The following is a 17,803-nucleotide window of genomic DNA, read 5'->3' as shown; positions in this document are numbered from 1 at the left end:
GGTCAGGGTTCACCCCGCTCGCCACCGGGCAAACCCTGACCGACGCGGCACTAGGTCACTGTCCACCACGCCCGACCCCCTCTTTCCGGGGCCGCTCCGGGACTGTTCCGGCCCCGGAGGACCCCGGCCTCACCCGGGGTCCTCCGGTCTCGTTCCCGGTTCGAGCCGGCCGAAGAGCGGCGCGAGGACCAGTTGCGCCGCACCCCGGGCGACCAGCCCCGGGCCGCCGGGGGCGACGGACACCGGTACGGCCCGGCCGTCGGTGCGCGCGGCCCGGGCCGCCAGCACCCGCTCCACACCCGCGCGGTACGGCTCCGGGTCGGCCAGCACCGTCCGGCCGCCGAGCACCACACGGTCCACGTCCAGCAGCCCGGCCAGCCCCGCCGCCCCGGTGCCCAGCACCCGGGCGGCCTCGGCGGTGTCGCCCCGGGCCGCGGCCGCCAGGCACAGCGCCTCCAGGCAGCCGCGGTCCCCGCAGCCGCACTCCGGGCCGTCGAGCCGCACCACCTGGTGGCCGAACTCGCCGGCCCCGGTGCGCGCCCCCCGGTACAGCGCTCCGCCCAGTACGAGCCCGGCGCCCAGCCCGGTGCCCAGGTGCAGATAGGCGAACGAGGCGCCCCCCATATCCTCCCCGCCGCTCAGGGCGAGGCCGAGGGCCGCCGCGTTGGTGTCCTTGTCCAGCGCGACGGGCAGCCCCAGCCGCCGGGACAGCGCCTCCCGCAACGGGTGGCCGTCCCACCGGGGCAGGCCGGTCACCCTTCGCAGCACTCCCGTCCGGTGGTCCAGCGGACCCGGGCACGCCACGCCGGCACCCAGAAGGCGGTCGCCGCGTCCGGCCGCGCCGCCCGGCAGGGCGCGCACCGCTCCGGCCGCCGCGTCCAGCACCGCCTCGCGGGGCGCGCCCAGGTCGAAGGGAGCCCGGTGGACCGCGACCGTGCCGCCCGGCAGGTCCACCAGGACGGCGGTGACCTCGTCGCGGTCCAGGTGCAGGCCCACCGCGTGGCGCGCGTCGCGCACCAGGCGCCACAGGGTGCGCGGCTTGCCTCCGGTGGACGGACGCCGCCCCGCCTGCGCCACCAGGCCCGCGTCCCGCAACCGGGCGGTGATCTTGCTGACGGCCTGCGGTGTCAGCCCCGCGGCCTGGGCCAGTTCCGGCCTGCTCGCACCCGCCTCGCCCGCCGCGCGCAGCAGGTCCAGGACGAGCGCCGCGTTGTGGCCGCGCGGGGCCGGCGGGTTCGCGGCGGCCGGAAAGGGGGCCGTGCCGGGGGCGGCACCGGCGCGGAAGCGGGGGGAGAAGGGGGTCACGGGTCCATTCTCGCGCCCGCTTGCACTTTGGCAACGGCGTTGCCAAAGTGGGCGCCATGAACGCCGCCTCCCCGGTCCCCAACCCCCTGCGCGTCGGACTGATCGGCTACGGCCTGGCCGGCTCCGTCTTCCACGCGCCGCTGATCGCCGCCACCGACGGGCTCGTACTGGACACCGTCGTCACCTCCTCCCCCGAACGGCAGCGGCAGGCCCGCGCCGAGCACGGCGAGGAGCTGCGCACCGCCGCCGGCGCCGACGAGCTGTTCGCGCGCGCCGGCGAGCTCGACCTCGTCGTCGTCGCCTCCCCCAACCGCACCCACGTCGAGCTGGCCACCCGGGCCCTGGAGGCCGGACTGGCCGTCGTCGTCGACAAGCCGCTGGCCGCCGGCGCCGCCGAGGCCGAGGCGCTGGCCGACCTCGCCGAGCGCCGCGGACTGCTGCTGTCGGTCTTCCAGAACCGCCGCTGGGACGGCGACTTCCTCACCCTGCGCGACCTGCTGGCCGAGGGCGCGCTGGGCGAGGTGTGGCGCTTCGAGTCCCGCTTCGAACGGTGGCGCCCCGGCCTCAAGGGCGGCTGGCGCGAGTCCGGCGACCCCGCCGAGCTCGGCGGCCTGCTGTACGACCTGGGCAGCCACGTGGTGGACCAGGCGCTCACCCTCTTCGGCCCGCCGGTCTCCGTCCACGCCGAGTCCGATGCGCGCCGCCCCGGCGCCGAGGCCGACGACGACACCTTCATCGCCCTGCGCCATGCCTCGGGCACCCGCTCCCACCTGTGGGTCAGCTCCACCGCCGCCGCCCTCGGCCCCCGCTTCCGGGTCCTGGGCAGCCGGGCCGCCTACGTCAAGTACGGCCTCGACCCCCAGGAGGACGCCCTGCGCGCCGGCGCCCGCCCCGCACCGGGCGAGCCGTGGGGCGCGGAGGCGGAGTCCGCCTGGGGCACCCTGGGCGCGGCGGACGACGTGCGGTCCGTGCCATCCCGCGACGGCGACTACCCCGCGTACTACGCCGCCGTCGCCGCCGCCCTGCGCGAGGGAGGCGAACCCCCGGTCACCGCGCGGGAGGCGGCCGACGCACTGCGGGTGCTGGAAGCGGCCCGCACCTCGGCGGCCGAGGGCCGCACCATACGGCTCGGCTGACGGGGCGGCTCGGCCGGCGCGGTGGCGGGCCCGGCATCAGCCGCCCAGCGCATGGGCGACGGTGTGGATCGCCAGGCCCGCCAGCGCGCCCACCACCGTGCCGTTGATCCTGATGAACTGCAGGTCGCGGCCGATGTGCGCCTCGATCTTGCGGGAGGTGTGCTCGGCGTCCCAGCTCTCGACCGTCTCGGTGATCAGGGAGGTGATCTCGTTCCGGTAGGTGGTGACGACATGCGCCGCCGCCCCCTCGATCCAGCCGTCGACCTTGCCCCGCAGCCCGCCGTCCCCCGACAGCCGCGCGCCCAGCGACAGCAGCGAGGCACGCGCCCGCAGCCTCAGCTGGCTGCGCTCGTCCTCGGCCGCCGCCACCACCATGGCCCGCATCGCCGACCAGGCCGAGGCGATCAGCTCCTGTACCTCGTCGCGGTCCAGGATCTCCGACTTCAGCCGCTCCACCCGCGCCCGGGTCTCGCCGTCGGACCGCAGGTCGGCGGCGAAGTCCCGCAGGAAGCGGTCCAGCGCCCCGCGCGCCGGGTGGCCGGGCATGTCCCGCATCTCCGAGACGAAGCGCAGCAGCTCCCGGTAGACGCGCTCGCCGACCCTGCGGTCCACGAAACGCGGCGTCCACCCCGGCGCCCCGCCCGCCACCGCGTCCATCACCGAGTCGCTGTGCCACACCAGCCAGTCATGGGCCCGCGAGACCACCAGATCCACGACCCGGGTATGACCGCCGTCGGCGACGATCCGCGACAGCATCCGGCCCAGACTCGGCGCGATCTCCTGCGCGTGGGCACGCCGGGTGATCGCCTCGCCCACCACCGCCTGCACATCGTTGTCCCGCAGCACGGCCAGCGCCCCGCGCAGCGCGGTGGACAACTCGGCCGTCACCCGGTCGGCGTTCTCCGGCCGGGCCAGCCAGGCGCCCAGCCGACCGCCGATGCCCACCGAACGCAGCCTCCGCCGCACCACCTCCTCGGCGAGGAAGTTGTCACCGACGAAGTCGCCCAGACTGCGCCCCAGTTGGTCCTTCTTGTTCGGAATGATCGCGGTGTGCGGGATCGGCAGCCCCATCGGCCGCCTGAACAGCGCGGTCACCGCGAACCAGTCGGCCAGCGCACCCACCATGCCCGCCTCGGCCGCCGCCGCCGCATAACCGGCCCAGGCCCCCGCCCCCGCCCGCTGCGCCCAGGTGGCCAGCGCGAACACCAGCGCCGCCAGCAGCAGCGCACCGGTCGCGATGGCCTTCATCCGGCGCACCCCGCGCCGCTTCTCCTCGTCGGCGGCCGTGAAGGCCACCGGGTCGAACACCGCCCCGGCCGGCTGCCGGGAGCCCGCAGGCCGCCCGCCTCCGGGATCCCCGGCGTTCTTCCCGTCCGTCGTCGTCCGCTCCATCGTCTCCACCCGTCCGCGCCGTCCCGGCCGCAATTGTCGCAAGGTACCGCCGGCGGAACGCCGAACGCACCGCCCGCGGCCCGCACCGCGAACCCGCCCGCCCGCCCGCGGAGCCCGGCCGCCCCACGCCCTTTCATCGATCACGTAACAGGCCGGGCCACCCCGCGGGGCCACCCCGGCCGCCATGGGATCATGGAGGAACCGCCGACCACTTCGCACGCCTGGGCCCACACCGCCCGAGGGGGGACTCTTCCGTGTACGAGCGAGGCTGCCGCCCGTGAGCAAGAACATGGGATACGCCCTGCTGGCAGGGCTCGCGGCCGTCGTGGTCCTGGTCGCCGGCGCCGTGTTCGTCGGCGCCGGCGTCGGGGGCGCCGCCCCGGACACCACCGCCCCGCGGGGCGGGGAGAGCGCCGCCCCGGCCTCCTCCGGGGCCTGGGTGGGCACCTGGTCCGCCTCACCCGCCTCCGCCGAACCGAACGCCCCGGACGGTCATCCGGACGCCTCCCTGCGCAACGTGGTGCACACCTCCGCCGGCGGCAGCGCCGCCCGCGTCCGGTTCTCCAACCTCTTCGGCACCCGCCCGCTGACCATCACCCACGCCACCCTCGCCCTGGCCGCCGAGCCCAGCAGCCCCGCCGCCGCACCCGGCAGCATGCGCGGACTGACCTTCGGCGACCGGAAAGAGGTGACCGTACCGGCCGGCTCCGCCGTCACCAGCGACGCGGTACGGCTGAACGTGCCCGCCGCCGCCGACCTGCTCGTCACCCTCTACTCGCCCACCGGCTCCGGAGCCGTCACCCACCACCCCCACGCACGCCAGACCAGCTACCTGGCCCGCGGCGACCGGGCAGCCGACACCACCGGCGCCCCCTACACCGAGCGGACCACCTACTGGCGGCATGTGACGGCCGTGGACGTGTGGACGAACGAGACCGAGGCCGCCGTCGTGGCCCTCGGCGACTCCATCACCGACGGCATCACCTCCAGCCCCGGCGCCAACCACCGCTGGACCGACTTCCTCGCCGACCGGCTGCGCACCGAACGCGGCGCTCCCCTCCACAGCGTCCTCAACCAGGGCATCAGCGGAAACCGGATCCTCCTCGACGCCTCACCGACCGACCCCAGGAACGGGCCCAGCGCCCTGAACCGGCTGGAGCGGGACGTGCTCTCCCGCACCGGCGCCGAGGTCCTGGTCGTCCAGCTCGGCATCAACGACATCATCAAGGCACCCCGGCAGACCGACCCCCGCAGAATCGTGGACGGACTGGAGCGGATCACCCAGCACGCCCACCGGCACGGCCTGCGGGTGGTCGGGGCGACCCTGACGCCGTTCGGCGGACACCGCAAGCACAACGCGCGCCTGGAGGCCGTACGGCAGCGGGTCAACGAGCAGATCCGCCGCGGCGGCGTCTTCGACGCCGTCGTCGACTTCGACGCGGCCCTGCGCGACCCGGCCGCCCCGCAGCGGCTCCTGCCCGTCCACGACTCGGGCGACCACCTGCACCCCAGTGACAGCGGCTTCCGCGCGATGGCCGGAGCCCTGGACCCGGACCTCCTCAGGGGCGCCTCACCGGCCAGGCTCTGACCCCGGCGCCGGGTCCCCGGCTCCCACGGACCGGCCCGGACCGGCTCACAGCGCCCACCCGGCGGCCCTCCGGCACCCCCACGGGTGATGGCGGAGCGTGAGAACCCGATCACCGCACACGCCCGGAATCCGGCGGCCGGGCCCCACCGGGCACACGCACACGCGTCCGCCGGCATTCCGCACACCGCCGCGGACGCCGACTGCCCTCGCTCACCGGAGTGGACGGTGCCAGAGTGTCCTACGGGTCATTCCGCCATAAAACGGAATGGGCAAGCCATACCGACAAGGAGACCGCGGTCATGAGCGAGGAACCCGAGGAGCCGAACAGCAGCGGGAAGCAGCAGCCGGCCACCGGCCCGCGCCGGTCACCCGTCAAGCGGAGGATCCTGGGCGCCGCCGCCCTGGTCACCGTGGCCGCGACAGGCGCACTGATCACCGGCTACCTGCTCGTGGAGATCCCCAACCCCAACTCCGCGGCCACCGCCCAGAACAACGTCTACCTCTACTCCGACGGCACCCAGTTCGCCCGCGACGGCGACGTCAACCGCCAGAACGTCCGGCTCGAGGACATCCCCGAACCCACCCGGCACGCCGTACTCGCCGCCGAGGACCGGGACTTCTACCACCAGCCGGCCATCGACGTCACCGCCATGATCCGCGCGGGCTGGAACATGCTCCAGGGCAAGGGCAAGCAGTCCGGATCCACCATCACCCAGCAGTACGTCAAGAACTACTACCTCGACCAGGAGCAGACCCTCACCCGCAAGGGCAAGGAACTCTTCATCGCCGTCAAACTCGACAACCGGGTGAGCAAGGACGAGATCCTGACCGGCTACCTCAACACCAGCTACTTCGGCCGCAACTCCTACGGCATCCAGGCCGCCGCCCAGGCCTACTACGACAAGCACGCCTCCGACCTCACCACCGCGGAGGGCGCCTACCTCGCCGCCCTCCTCAACTCCCCCAACCTCTACGACGTCGCCGCCCACCCCGAGAACCGGGAACGCGCCGTCGCCCGCTGGAAGTACGTCCTGAACGGCATGGTCGAGGAGGGCTGGCTCAAACCCCGCGAACGCGACACCATGGCCTTCCCCGAACCCCGCGACCCCAAGCGCCCCTCGGCCCTGGCCGGCCAGCGCGGCTACCTCGTCGAGGCCGTCAACACCCACCTCACCGAGAACGGCATCCTCGGCGAACAGGAACTGGTCAAGGGCGGCCTGCGGATCACCACCACCCTCGACCGCGAGAAACAGGACGCCCTGGTCAAGGCCGTCGAGAAGGAACTCCTGTCCAAACTCGGCGACGAACGCGAACAGGACTCCTACGTCCGCGCCGGAGCCTCCTCCATCGAACCCCGCACCGGCGAGGTCGTCGCGATGTACGGCGGCATCGACTACACCCGGCAGTACGTCAACAACGCCACCCGCCGCGACTACCAGGCCGGCTCCACCTTCAAGCCCATCGTCTACGCCTCCGCCGTCCACCACCGCGCCAGGACCCGCGGCGGAAAACCCATCGGGCCCAACACCACCTACGACGGCGCCAGCGGACGCACGGTCATCGGCGCCAGTGGCCCCACCGAGTGGGCTCCGCACAACCAGGACAACGTCAGCTACGGCTCGATCCCCGTCACCGCCGCCATGAACAAGTCGGTCAACGCCGTCTTCGCCCAGATGGGCGCAGACGTCGGCGCCGAGAGGATCAAGAAGACCGCCGTCGCCCTCGGCCTGCCCCCCGACACCCCCAACATGGCCGAGTCCAACACCTCCATCTCCCTGGGCACCGCCACCCCCAGCACCCTCGACATGGCACAGGCCTACGCGGCCCTCGCCAACCACGGCGAACGCGTCGACCGCACCCTCGTCAAGAAGATCACCCGCGACGGCGAGGACATCCCCGTCCCCGAGCCGGAGACCGAGCAGGCCGTCTCCCGCCAGGCCGCCGACTCCACCACCGCGGTACTGCGCGAGGTCGTCAGGACCGGCACGGGCAGCCGCGCCGGGGCCCTGGGCCGACCCGCCGCCGGCAAGACCGGCACCGCCGAGGAGAACGAGGCCGCCTGGTTCGCCGGCTACACCCCCGACCTGGCCACCGTCGTCGCCATCATGGGCCAGGACCCCGAAACCGGTGTCCACAAGTCGCTGTACGGCGCCGCCGGAATGCCCCGCCTCAACGGCTCCGACTTCCCCACCCTCATCTGGACCGCCTACACCGCCGAGGCACTGCGCGGCACCCCCGTCAGGAACTTCGAGCTCAAGCCCGGCAAGAACCGCCTCCCCAAGGCCTCCCCCGACCCCTCCGGCAGCGCCGACCCCTCCGAAGCCCCCGACGAGGAACCCACCCCGGTCGACGGCACCGAGGAAACCCCGGAAGCCTCCGCCACCGACTCCGGCCGGGAGGACGCGGAGAACACCGGGGACGGCCCGGACACCGGGGACGACGGCGCGGGCGGCGGACCCGTTCCGGGGAGGAACGCCGAGAAACCCGGCAGCGACGGGAAGCCCGGGCAAGCCCGCGAGGACCCCGCGGCCGACGTCTCCCCCAGCCCCTCGCCCTGACACCCCGCCTCAAGCCCCGGCCGCGGAAACGGACAACCGCGGCAGGCACTTCGTACGACTTCGCCCCGCCGGCCAGACGGCCGACGGGGCGAAGCAGCGGGTCCCCGAGTCAACCAACAGCGTCAGCATGCCGCGGGGCCCGCCGGTACGACCGCTGCCCTCCCGGCGGACGCCGCCGCCACAGCCGCCGCTACAGATACAGCCCGGTGGAGTCCTCGGACCCCTGCAGCCGCTCGGCCGCCACGGCGTGCAGATCACGCTCACGCATCAGCACGTACGCGACCCCGCGCACCTCCACCTCGGCCCGGTCGGCCGGATCGAACAGCACCCGGTCACCGGGCTCCACCGTGCGCACGTTCTGACCGACGGCGACCACCTCGGCCCAGTTCAGCCGGCGGCCGACCGCCGCCGTCGCGGGAATGACGATGCCCCCGGAGGACCGGCGCTCGCCCTCGGGAATGTCGGTACGCACCAGCACCCGGTCGTGCAGCATCCGGATGGGCAGCTTGTCGTGGTGGGGCGTCTTGGAACTCACGGCAGAACCGTATCCCAGCCCGTCTCCGTGCCGCTCAGCGGCGCCGCCGCCGGGACGACACCACCAGCAGCCCGGCCACCCCCGCCACCGCCAGCGCCACCGGCACGATCCGCGCCGCCCGGGGGCGGCCCTCCTCGTCCGTGAACCGGTCCCGCGCGTCCGACAGCGCGTGGTTCACCGCGACATACGCCCGGCCCGCGGTGCGATCCACGGCCGACGCCGCCCGCGCCTTCACACCGTCGGCGATCGTCTTCGGGTGCACCCGCACCGCCAGCTCGTCAAGCGTATCGGCGAGCTCCTGCCGCCTGCTGACGATCTCCGCCTCGATCTCCGCGGGGGTCCTGGCTTCCGACACCGCACTGCCTCCGTCGTCTCGTCCGTCTCATCCGCCCCACCCGGGCCGCCGTGCACCGGAGTCCCGGCTCCGGACAGTCTGGCAGTTCCCCACCTCCGGTGCCCCGCGCCACCCCCGTCACACCCCGTGGCTAGGCTTTCGAACCGATAACGGCCCCGACAGCGGTCCCGGCCGAGGGACCGCGCCCCGCCCGAGGAGCACCGATGAGCGAGCGACTGCAGCCCGGCGACACCGCCCCGGCCTTCACCCTGCCCGACGCCGACGGCAACCCCGTCTCGCTCGCCGACCGCGCCGGACGCAAGGTGATCGTCTACTTCTACCCCGCCGCCCTCACCCCCGGCTGCACCAAGCAGGCCTGCGACTTCACCGACAACCTCGACCTCCTCGCCGGCGCGGGCTACGAGGTGATCGGCGTCTCCCCGGACAAGCCGGAGAAGCTCGCGAGGTTCCGCGAGAGGGAGAACCTCCGGGTCACCCTCGTCGGCGACCCGGAGAAGAGGGTGCTCCAGGCCTACGGCGCCTTCGGCGAGAAGAAGATGTACGGCAGGACCGTCACCGGTGTCATCCGCTCCACGGTGATCGTCGACGAGGAGGGCAGGGTCGAGCGGGCGCTGTACAACGTCAGGGCCACCGGCCACGTCGCCAAGCTCATCCGGGACCTCTCCCTCTGAGCCCCCCCGGCCCGGTTCCTCCCCCGCGTGACCTCCCGGCGCGCCGTTCGTTGACCAGTGCGAGTCCGCGACAGAAGACCGAACGACCACGGCGCGGACGATCCACAGGGGGAGGAACCATGGCCAGCCCGTACACCCGCGAATCACTCGCCGATGCCGTCGCCCGCTCATCGACACGGGCGCAGTTAATGCGCGAACTGGGGGTGGGTGTCAGCAGAGGGAGACGCCGTACGCTCCAGAGACTGGTGGCCGAACATGGCATCGACACAGGTCCCCCACCCGCGCCGAACCGCCGCGGACCGACCTTCCGTTCGCGCCCGAGGAGGTGAGGCAGGCAGCGGCCACCGCCACCAGCATCCGTGACCTGGCGCGCTCCCTGGGCCTCGGCGACGACAGCGCATCGCGTGCCGCACTGCGCCGGATGCTCACCGAACTGGACGTCGACGTCTCGCACTTCTCCCATGCGCGGGTTCCCATCGCCGAAGCACCACTCCGCGCCGCCGTTTCGAGCAGCACAAGCTACGCCGAAGTCATGCGCTCACTGAACCTGCCGGTCAACGACGCGAACCACCGCCGAGTACATCGGCATGTGGTGCGCCTCGGGCTGGAGACCTCCCACTTCAAGCGACGTACACGACGTGAGGTCCGACCGAAGACACCGAAACGGATCGCCGGGGAGGTACTGCGGGTACACCCCGCAGACGCTCCTCGGGTGAACCGTGCCCGTCTGCAACGGGCCTTGGAGGAGATCGGCACGCCTTACCAGTGCACAGGGTGCGGTAACCCGGGAGAGTGGTTCGGAACAACAATGACTCTCCAGATCGACCACATCAACGGCGACTGGCACGACAACCGTCGGGAGAATCTTCGCCACCCGTGCCCAAACTGTCACGCGATCACGGATACCTGGTGTGGCCGGAACCGGCGGGAGCGCCATGACCGACGCCCCTCCGGGAGCAGCCGAACCGGTACGATGGGCGGCGATCGGCGGCCGTGATGGAACTGGCAGTCATGCTGGGTTTAGGTCCCAGTGGGGATTTCCCCGTGTGGGTTCGAATCCCACCGGCCGCACAGACCTTTCATTCGAAGGCCCGGCTCGTTGAGCCGGGCCTTCGGCGTTGTCGGCGGAACCCGCCTCGCGGGGCAGGCCGTTCCTTTGCAGTGTCAGCCCAGGAGTTCGCGGAGCACCGGGGCGAGGGCGCGGAAGGCCTGGCCGCGGTGGCTGATGGCGTTCTTCTCGTCCGGGCTCAGCTCCGCGCAGGTGCGGGTCTCGCCCTCGGGCTGGAGGATCGGGTCGTAGCCGAAGCCGCCGGCGCCGGCGGGCTCGCGGCGGAGGGTGCCGGCCAGGCGGCCCTCGACGACGCGTTCGGTGCCGTCGGGCAGGGCCAGGGCGGCCGCGCAGGCGAAGTGCGCGGTGCGGTGGGGGTCTTCGATGTCGGAGAGCTGTGCGAGGAGCAGGTCGAGGTTGGCCCGGTCGTCGCCGTGGCGTCCGGCCCAGCGGGCGGAGAAGATGCCGGGGGCGCCGCCGAGGACGTCGACGCACAGGCCGGAGTCGTCGGCGACGGCGGGCACCGCGGTGGCCCCGGCCAGGGTGCGGGCCTTGAGGAGTGCGTTCTCGGCGAAGGTGAGGCCGGTCTCCTTGACGTCCGGGACCTCGGGGTAGGCGTCGGCGCCGACCAGGGCGAGGTCCAGTCCGGCGGCGGAGAGGATGACCTCCAGCTCTCGGACCTTGTGGGTGTTGCGGGTGGCGAGGATCAGGCGCTGGCTCATGGGGACCGATTATCCCGTCGTGGCGGCCGGAATCGCCGGGCGGGCCGGGGATCCGGGCCGGATCCCCGGTATCCGCCGGCCCGGGCCCGTCGGCCGGGATCCGTCAGCCGGGGGTGCAGACCTGGGTGAGTTCGTCGGCGGCGTCGACGACGGGGCCGGCGTCGGGGGCCTTGCCCTGTTCGACGGATTCGCGGACGTTGTCGGCGGCCCTGCGCATGTCCTCGGCGACCCGGGTGATGTCGGCGTTGTCCGTGCTGTCGATGATCTTGTCGAGGTTCTCGTTGATGCGGTCCAGGGACCGGTCCACCTCGGCCGGGTTCTCGACGCCGTCGGCGACGGCCTGCTGGAGGGCGTTGGCGCTGTCCACGACGATGACGGCGGTGTTGGCGCAGTCCAGTGCGTTCTGGACGGCGCCGCAGCCCGTCAGGGGGAGGGCGAGGACGACGGGGGCGAGGGCTGCGAGGGTGGTCCGTCTGCGCATGCGGGGGTGGTCCTCCTGGTGTCTGGACGGGCCGTACGGCTCGACCCGTACGGCCCGTGCCCTGTAGGACGCGTAAAGCGCTCGCAAAGTTCCGTGCCTCGTCCGCTTTCCCGCCGGGTGCCACCGGGGCGGGCCGGGTTCCGGGCCGGGAGTCAGGCCGGGGGCGGCGAACCGGTGTCCAGGGCGTGCCGCTGGGCGCCGTCGAGCTGGGCGCAGCCGGCGACGGCGAGGTCGAGGAGGGCGTCGAGTTCGGTGCGGGCGAAGGGGGCTCCCTCGGCGGTGCCCTGGACTTCGACGAAGCGGCCGTCGCCGGTGCAGACGACGTTCATGTCGGTCTCGGCGCGGACGTCCTCCTCGTAGCAGAGGTCGAGGAGGGGGGTGCCGTCGACGATGCCGACGCTGACGGCGGAGACGGTGCCGGTCAGTGGCTGGGCCTTGGCGCGGACGAGTTTGCGGTCGCGGGCCCAGGAGAGGGCGTCGGCGAGGGCGACGTAGGCGCCGGTGATGGCGGCGGTGCGGGTGCCGCCGTCGGCCTGGAGGACGTCGCAGTCGAGGACGACGGTGTTCTCGCCGAGGGCCCTGAGATCGACGACGGCGCGCAGGGAGCGGCCGATGAGGCGTGAGATCTCGTGGGTGCGTCCGCCGATCCTGCCGCGGACGGATTCGCGGTCGCCGCGGGTGTTGGTGGAGCGGGGGAGCATGGCGTACTCGGCGGTGATCCAGCCCTCGCCGCTGCCCTTGCGCCAGCGGGGTACGCCTTCGGTGACGCTGGCGGTGCAGAGGACACGGGTGTCGCCGAAGGAGACGAGGACGGAACCTTCGGCGTGCTTGCTCCAGCCGCGTTCGATGGTGACGGGTCGGAGTTGTTCGGCTGTGCGGCCGTCGATGCGTGACATGGGTGCGAGCCTAGTGCCCCGAATGAGGCGGCCGTTCGGGTGAAGGGCCTGGTGGCCTGGTGTGCGGGGCGGGGCGGGGCGGCTACATCATGTCCTCGATCTCGGCGGCGATGGGGTCGGCGTCGGTGCCGATGACGACCTGGATGGCGGATCCCATCCTCACGACGCCGTGTGCGCCGGCGGCCTTGAGCGCGGCCTCGTCGATGAGGGCGGGGTTCTCGACCTCGGTGCGCAGGCGGGTGACGCAGCCTTCGATCTCGACGATGTTGTCGATGCCGCCGAGTCCGGCGACGATGTTCTCCGCTTTGCCGGGCATGTCCTCCGCCTTCCCGCCGGCTGTCGCCGGCCGTCCGGGCCAGTCCTGTGTCCGGTGCCCCCTGTGGGCCGGATTGGCACATTAACTCACGTTATACGCATCTCGCGAGAGGGCGCCTCATCGGCTCCATACCGCTCCCCGGCTCCGCAGGGAAGGGGTGCGGGTGGTCCGGGTGGTCCGGGTACTGCGTTCCGGCACTGTCCCCGCTCCGGTGGTCCCCTTGCCCGTATGGGTGCTTTCGTTGCCTTTGTTCGTGTTACAAGGTGACTTGAATACCCTGCTGCCCATTCGATGCCTGCGACGCGGAGGCTCGGCGCCGACCGCACGGCCCCACGGGAGGAAGCCGATGACCACGGCCACGGCCAGGACGTCCGACGACGGCGGGGACAGGAGTGGGGAGGGGGGCGGGAAGGGGCGCGGCGCGGGCGTGATGGCGGTGGCCCAGCGCGTCGGCCGCAGTCTGATGCTGCCGATCGCCGTGCTGCCCGCGGCGGCTCTGATGGTCCGGCTGGGTTACGAGGACATGCTGGGCCGGGAGGGTTTCCCGGATTTCGTCAACCGGATCGCCGAGTTCCTGGCGGCGGGCGGCGGGGCGCTGCTGGACAATCTGCCGCTGCTGTTCGCCGTGGGCATCGCGGTCGGCTTCGCCAGGCGGGCGGACGGCTCCACGGGGCTGGCGGCCGTTGTGGGCTATCTGGTCTTCCAGCAGGTGATGGCCACTTTCACCGATCCCAACCTGCCTCCCGAGGAGGGCGTCGCCCGGCCCGCGGACGCGGGTGTGCTGGGCGGTGTGGTGATGGGGCTGGTCACCGCCGTGCTCTACCAGCGCTATCACCGCAGGAAGCTGCCGGACTGGCTGGGTTTCTTCGGCGGGCGCCGGCTGGTGCCGATCCTCACGTCGTTCGCCGGTCTGCTCCTGGGTGTCCTATTCGGTTACGCCTGGCCGGTGCTGGGGGCCGGGATCCACGGTTTCGGCGAGTGGCTGGTGGGGTCGGGGGCACTCGGGGCGGGGGTGTTCGGAGCGGCCAACCGGGCGCTGATCCCGGTGGGGATGCATCATCTGCTCAACTCGTTCCCGTGGTTCCAGGCGGGTTCCTACGAGGACGACGGGGTTCGGTACGAGGGGGACATCGCGCGCTTTCTGCACGGGGACCCGACGGCGGGTCAGTTCATGACCGGTTTCTTCCCGATCATGATGTTCGCCCTTCCGGCGGCCTGTCTGGCGATGTATCACTGCGCGCGGCGCGAGCGCCGCAAGGCGGTGGGCGGGATGATGTTCTCCGTGGCGCTGACCGCCTTCGTCACCGGGGTGACCGAGCCGATCGAGTTCACGTTCATCTTCGTCGCGCCGGTGCTGTACGCGGTGCACGCGGTGCTGACGGGGGTGTCGATGGCGCTGAGCTGGGCGCTGGGGGCGCGGGACGGCTTCGGCTTCTCCGCCGGGGCGATCGACTTCCTGCTGAATCTGGGGATCGCGTCCAGACCGTGGCTGCTGGTGGTGCTGGGGTTGTGCTTCGCTGCGGTGTACTACGCGGTCTTCCGGTTCGCGATCGTGCGGTTCGATCTGCCGACGCCGGGCCGGGAGTCGGACGAGGAGATCGCCGAGCAGGAGAAGGCGCAGTACCGGCCGGTCAGATCTCGTAGACGGCGCCGGGGCGGGCCATCTCCACGGGACCGTCGAAGGCGTTCCGTGCGTCGCGCAGGTTGTGCCGGGGGTCCGTCCACGGCGGGATGTGGGTGAGGACCAGGCGTTCGGCGCCCGCCCGCTGCGCGCACTCCCCGGCCTGCCGCCCGTTGAGGTGGAGTTCGGGGATGTCCTCCTTGCCGTCGGTGAAGGATGCCTCGCACAGGAAGAGGTCGGCGCCTCGGGCCAGGTCGCACAGGGCGTCGCAGGGGCCGCTGTCTCCGGAGTAGACCAGGGCCCTGCCGTCGTGCTCGACGCGGAAGCCGTAGGTCTCCACCGGGTGCCGCACCCGGTCGGCGGTGACGGTCAGCGGTCCGAGCCGGAAGGTGCTCCGTGGGGCGAGGTCGCGGAAGTCGAAGACCTCGCTCATCGACTTCTCGGTCGGGGTGTCGGCGTAGGCCGTCGTCAGCCGCTGTTCGGTGCCCTTGGGGCCGTGTACCGGGATGGGCTCGCAGCGCCCTCCCTCGTGCCGGTAGTACCGGGCCACGAAGTACGCGCACATGTCGATGCAGTGGTCCGCGTGGAGGTGGCTGAGGACGATGGCGTCGAGGTCGTAGAGGCCGCAGTGGCGTTGCAACTCGCCCAGGGCGCCGTTGCCCATGTCGAGCAGGAGCCGGTAGCCGTCGGCCTCGACGAGGTAGCTGGAGCAGGCCGATTCCGCGGACGGGAACGATCCCGAGCAGCCGACGACGGTGAGCTTCATAGGGGAAGGAACCTCCGTGGCCCGGGAAGAGGGGTTACCTGAGCGTAAGGCGCACGGGGGCCGGTGGCTCCTCCGCGGTGCCCCGTTGTGGGCGGAATCACCAGGGCGGGGGTGGTGCGGGGCGCGGATGGTGCGGCACGTGGAGGCGGGCGGCGCGGGTCCGGCCGTGAGCTCCCCGCACCGCCGCTCCCGGCTGCCGGAGGGGCGTGGCGCGGCGGGCGCGGCGGGCGGGTGTCGCGGGTTCGCGGGGCGGGCTCAGGCCCAGAGCTGTCCCTGGAGGGCCTCGACCGCGGCCTCGGTGGTGGGTGCGGTGTAGATGCCGGTGGACAGGTACTTCCAGCCGCCGTCGGCGACGACGAAGACGATGTCGGCGCTTCGGCCCTCGCGTACGGCCCTGCGGCCGACGCCGATGGCGGCGTGGAGGGCGGCGCCGGTGGAGACTCCGGCGAAGATGCCTTCCCGGGCGAGGAGTTCGCGGGTGCGGGTGACGGCGTCCTCGGAGCCGACCGAGTAGCGGGTGGTCAGGACGGTCTCGTCGTACAGCTCGGGGACGAAGCCCTCGTCGAGGTTGCGCAGGCCGTAGACGAGATCGTCGTAGCGCGGTTCGGCGGCGACGATCTGGATGCCGGGGACCTTCTCGCGCAGATAGCGGCCGGCGCCCATCAGGGTGCCGGTGGTGCCCAGTCCCGCGACGAAGTGGGTGATCGAGGGCAGGTCGGCGTAGATCTCGGGGCCGGTGCCGGCGTAGTGGGCGCCGGCGTTGTCGGGGTTGCCGTACTGGTAGAGCATGACCCAGTCGGGGTGCTCGGCCGCGATCTCCTTGGCGACGCGCACGGCGGTGTTGGAGCCGCCCGCGGCCGGGGAGGAGATGATCTCGGCGCCCCACATGGCCAGCAGCTGGCGGCGCTCGGCGCTGGTGTTCTCGGGCATGACGCAGACCATGCGGTAGCCCTTGAGCTTGGCCGCCATGGCCAGGGAGATGCCGGTGTTGCCGGAAGTGGGCTCCAGGATGGTGCGGCCGGGGCTGAGCCGGCCGTCCTTCTCCGCCTGCTCGATCATGTGCAGGGCCGGTCGGTCCTTGATCGAGCCGGTGGGGTTGCGGTCCTCCAGCTTGGCCCAGACGCGGACGTCCTCGGACGGCGAGAGCCGCGGCAGGCGCACCAGAGGGGTGTTGCCCACCGCGGCGATCGGCGAGTCGTAGCGCATCAGCGCATGCCCCCGGCCACGGCGGGGAGGATCGTCACGTTGTCGCCGTCGCTGAGCTTGGTGGAGATCCCGTCCAGGAAGCGGACGTCCTCGTCGTTGAGGTAGACGTTGACGAAGCGGCGCAGTTCGCCGCCCTCGACCAGCCGCTCCCGGATGCCGCTGTGGCGGGTCTCCAGGTCCTCGATGAGCTCGGCGAGGGTGCCGCCGTCGCCCTCGACGGCCTTCTGCCCGTCGGTGTAGGTGCGGAGGATGGTCGGGATGCGGACCTCGATGGCCATGGGTGTACTCCTGTGGGAGAGGGCGGGAAGCTTGTGGGCCTTGGCACATGCGTGTGGGTGAGGTGCGGCCGGGCCGCGCGGGGATGGCCGTCCGGGTCAGGCGCGGTCGGCTGCGCGGCGGCGGCATGCCGGCTCGCGGTGCCGGGGGGACCCCAGGGCGCTGGCGAGGCGGCACAGATCGACGTGCAGGCGCGCCACGAGCAGCGTGCCCGGGGACTTACCCGGGTGGGTATCGCTCACATCGTGGTTAACCATGGGCTCATCGTAACGATTCCCGCCTCCGAATCCGGATACCTGTTCCATGATGCGGACCTCGCCGTCTCACCTGTTGTCAGGTCCGGGGATCAGCCCTCGTAGGCGGGGACGATCCTGACCTCCTCCTCCGTGATCTCGCCGTCGACGATGCGGAAGGAGCGGAAGGAGAAGGGCCCCTCGTCGTTGCCGCACTCGGCGGTGGAGACCAGGACGTAGTGGGCGCCGGGCTCGCCCGCGTAGGAGACGTCGGTGCGCGAGGGGTAGGCCTCGGTGGCGGTGTGGGAGTGGTAGACGACCACCGGCTCCTCGTCCCGGTCGTCCATCTCGCGGTAGAGCTTCAGCAGGTCCGCGGAGTCGAACTCGTAGAACGTGGGCGAGCGGGCGGCGTTCAGCATGGGGACGAAGCGCTCGGGGCGTCCGCTGCCGGCGGGGCCCGCGATGATGCCGCAGGCCTCGTCGGGGTGGTCCCGGCGGGCGTGGGCGACGATCCTGTCGTGCAGCTCCTGTGTGATGGTCAGCATGGGCGACAGCATAGGCAGGACGCACGGGCGGGGCGGGGGGGGGGGGCGGGGGGGGGGGGCGCGCGGCCGGTGCGAAGGAGGCCCTGTTCCGCGCGTCCTCCGCCGCGTTCCGGAAAACTCCCCTGTTTGGCTGGCGAGTTCACGGCAATGCGG

The 17,803-nt window shown here is 72.5% G+C and carries 19 protein-coding genes and 1 tRNA gene; 7 read left to right on the top strand and 13 right to left on the bottom strand.

The features are described from left to right. Positions 1-129: 129 nt before the first annotated feature. A complete protein-coding gene (locus AC2CJA_RS12290) occupies positions 130-1,305 on the bottom strand; it encodes an ROK family protein (RefSeq protein ID WP_484602717.1) in 1,176 nt (391 codons plus the stop codon). A gap of 56 nt (positions 1,306-1,361) precedes the next feature. Between AC2CJA_RS12290 and AC2CJA_RS12285 the strand changes: the two genes are divergently transcribed. After that, a complete protein-coding gene (locus AC2CJA_RS12285) occupies positions 1,362-2,441 on the top strand; it encodes a Gfo/Idh/MocA family oxidoreductase (RefSeq protein ID WP_484602716.1) in 1,080 nt (359 codons plus the stop codon). Between the two features lie 36 nt (positions 2,442-2,477). On the opposite strand, the gene AC2CJA_RS12280 is transcribed toward AC2CJA_RS12285, so the two are convergent. After that, positions 2,478-3,833, bottom strand: a complete 1,356-nt coding sequence (locus tag AC2CJA_RS12280; RefSeq protein WP_484602715.1) for a DUF445 domain-containing protein — start codon at positions 3,831-3,833, stop codon at positions 2,478-2,480. A gap of 277 nt (positions 3,834-4,110) precedes the next feature. Here AC2CJA_RS12280 and AC2CJA_RS12275 point away from each other — a divergent pair, with 277 nt between their 5' ends. Both AC2CJA_RS12275 and AC2CJA_RS12270 read left to right on the top strand, forming a co-directional pair. After that, complete coding sequence (locus tag AC2CJA_RS12275) at positions 4,111-5,421, top strand: SGNH/GDSL hydrolase family protein (protein WP_484602714.1); 1,311 nt, start codon at positions 4,111-4,113, stop codon at positions 5,419-5,421. Positions 5,422-5,720: 299 nt separating this feature from the next. Continuing rightward, positions 5,721-7,979 (top strand): transglycosylase domain-containing protein, encoded by a 2,259-nt coding sequence (locus AC2CJA_RS12270; protein ID WP_484602713.1) that lies wholly within the window; start codon positions 5,721-5,723, stop codon positions 7,977-7,979. A 190-nt stretch (positions 7,980-8,169) separates the two neighbouring features. Here the strand turns inward: AC2CJA_RS12270 and AC2CJA_RS12265 are convergent, their stop codons facing one another. Further along, positions 8,170-8,472 carry a GroES family chaperonin gene (locus AC2CJA_RS12265; RefSeq protein ID WP_093655608.1) on the bottom strand — a complete coding sequence of 101 codons (303 nt, stop codon included), beginning with the start codon at positions 8,470-8,472 and terminating at the stop codon, positions 8,170-8,172. 76 nt (positions 8,473-8,548) lie between these two features. Further along, complete coding sequence (locus AC2CJA_RS12260; RefSeq protein WP_484602712.1) at positions 8,549-8,869, bottom strand: DUF3618 domain-containing protein; 321 nt, start codon at positions 8,867-8,869, stop codon at positions 8,549-8,551. Positions 8,870-9,072: 203 nt separating this feature from the next. On the opposite strand from AC2CJA_RS12260, the gene bcp reads away from it, so the two are divergent. The 3 genes from bcp (at position 9,073) to AC2CJA_RS12245 (ending at position 10,611) form a co-directional block, all read left to right on the top strand. Next, positions 9,073-9,540, top strand: coding sequence for a thioredoxin-dependent thiol peroxidase (bcp, locus tag AC2CJA_RS12255; protein WP_484602711.1), 468 nt, complete (start codon positions 9,073-9,075; stop codon positions 9,538-9,540). Positions 9,541-9,865: 325 nt separating this feature from the next. Continuing rightward, positions 9,866-10,537, top strand: coding sequence for an HNH endonuclease family protein (locus AC2CJA_RS12250; RefSeq protein WP_484602710.1), 672 nt, complete (start codon positions 9,866-9,868; stop codon positions 10,535-10,537). Further along, positions 10,528-10,611 (top strand) — tRNA-Leu (locus AC2CJA_RS12245). The genes AC2CJA_RS12250 and AC2CJA_RS12245 overlap by 10 nt, the downstream gene beginning before the upstream one ends. A gap of 93 nt (positions 10,612-10,704) precedes the next feature. Here the strand turns inward: AC2CJA_RS12245 and rdgB are convergent. The 4 genes from rdgB to AC2CJA_RS12225 form a co-directional block, all read right to left on the bottom strand. Continuing rightward, on the bottom strand, positions 10,705-11,310 hold the full coding sequence (rdgB, locus tag AC2CJA_RS12240; protein ID WP_484602709.1) for an RdgB/HAM1 family non-canonical purine NTP pyrophosphatase: 606 nt from the start codon (positions 11,308-11,310) through the stop codon (positions 10,705-10,707). A gap of 103 nt (positions 11,311-11,413) precedes the next feature. Further along, the gene (locus AC2CJA_RS12235; protein ID WP_484602708.1) at positions 11,414-11,791 is read right to left on the bottom strand and encodes a hypothetical protein; all 378 of its coding nucleotides are present in this window, start codon (positions 11,789-11,791) and stop codon (positions 11,414-11,416) included. Positions 11,792-11,943: 152 nt separating this feature from the next. Further along, entirely contained in the window at positions 11,944-12,687 is a 744-nt protein-coding gene (rph, locus tag AC2CJA_RS12230) for a ribonuclease PH (RefSeq protein ID WP_484602707.1), read from the bottom strand. Between the two features lie 82 nt (positions 12,688-12,769). Next, positions 12,770-13,003, bottom strand: a complete 234-nt coding sequence (locus AC2CJA_RS12225; protein ID WP_484602706.1) for a PTS sugar transporter subunit IIB — start codon at positions 13,001-13,003, stop codon at positions 12,770-12,772. A gap of 430 nt (positions 13,004-13,433) precedes the next feature. Between AC2CJA_RS12225 and AC2CJA_RS12220 the strand changes: the two genes are divergently transcribed. After that, a complete protein-coding gene (locus tag AC2CJA_RS12220; RefSeq protein WP_484602718.1) occupies positions 13,434-14,744 on the top strand; it encodes a PTS transporter subunit EIIC in 1,311 nt (436 codons plus the stop codon). Here AC2CJA_RS12220 and AC2CJA_RS12215 read toward each other — a convergent pair. The 5 genes from AC2CJA_RS12215 to AC2CJA_RS12195 form a co-directional block, all read right to left on the bottom strand. Continuing rightward, positions 14,635-15,390: an MBL fold metallo-hydrolase gene (locus tag AC2CJA_RS12215; protein ID WP_484602705.1), complete on the bottom strand. Its 756-nt coding sequence runs from the start codon at positions 15,388-15,390 to the stop codon at positions 14,635-14,637. The two genes, AC2CJA_RS12220 and AC2CJA_RS12215, sit on opposite strands and share 110 nt — an antisense overlap. A gap of 255 nt (positions 15,391-15,645) precedes the next feature. Further along, on the bottom strand, positions 15,646-16,596 hold the full coding sequence (locus tag AC2CJA_RS12210; protein ID WP_484602704.1) for a PLP-dependent cysteine synthase family protein: 951 nt from the start codon (positions 16,594-16,596) through the stop codon (positions 15,646-15,648). Then, a complete protein-coding gene (locus AC2CJA_RS12205; protein ID WP_093654152.1) occupies positions 16,596-16,874 on the bottom strand; it encodes a MoaD/ThiS family protein in 279 nt (92 codons plus the stop codon). The genes AC2CJA_RS12210 and AC2CJA_RS12205 overlap by 1 nt, the downstream gene beginning before the upstream one ends. Before the next feature lie 96 nt (positions 16,875-16,970). Then, positions 16,971-17,129, bottom strand: a complete 159-nt coding sequence (locus AC2CJA_RS12200) for a putative leader peptide (RefSeq protein ID WP_484602703.1) — start codon at positions 17,127-17,129, stop codon at positions 16,971-16,973. 89 nt (positions 17,130-17,218) lie between these two features. Beyond that, positions 17,219-17,650, bottom strand: a complete 432-nt coding sequence (locus AC2CJA_RS12195) for a M67 family metallopeptidase (protein ID WP_484602702.1) — start codon at positions 17,648-17,650, stop codon at positions 17,219-17,221. Positions 17,651-17,803: the final 153 nt, after the last annotated feature.

It is taken from the genome of Streptomyces sp. ATLC9 (assembly GCF_057196705.1).
Note: the sequence above shows the minus strand (reverse complement) of the source record. Positions and strands in the feature narration are given on the sequence as shown.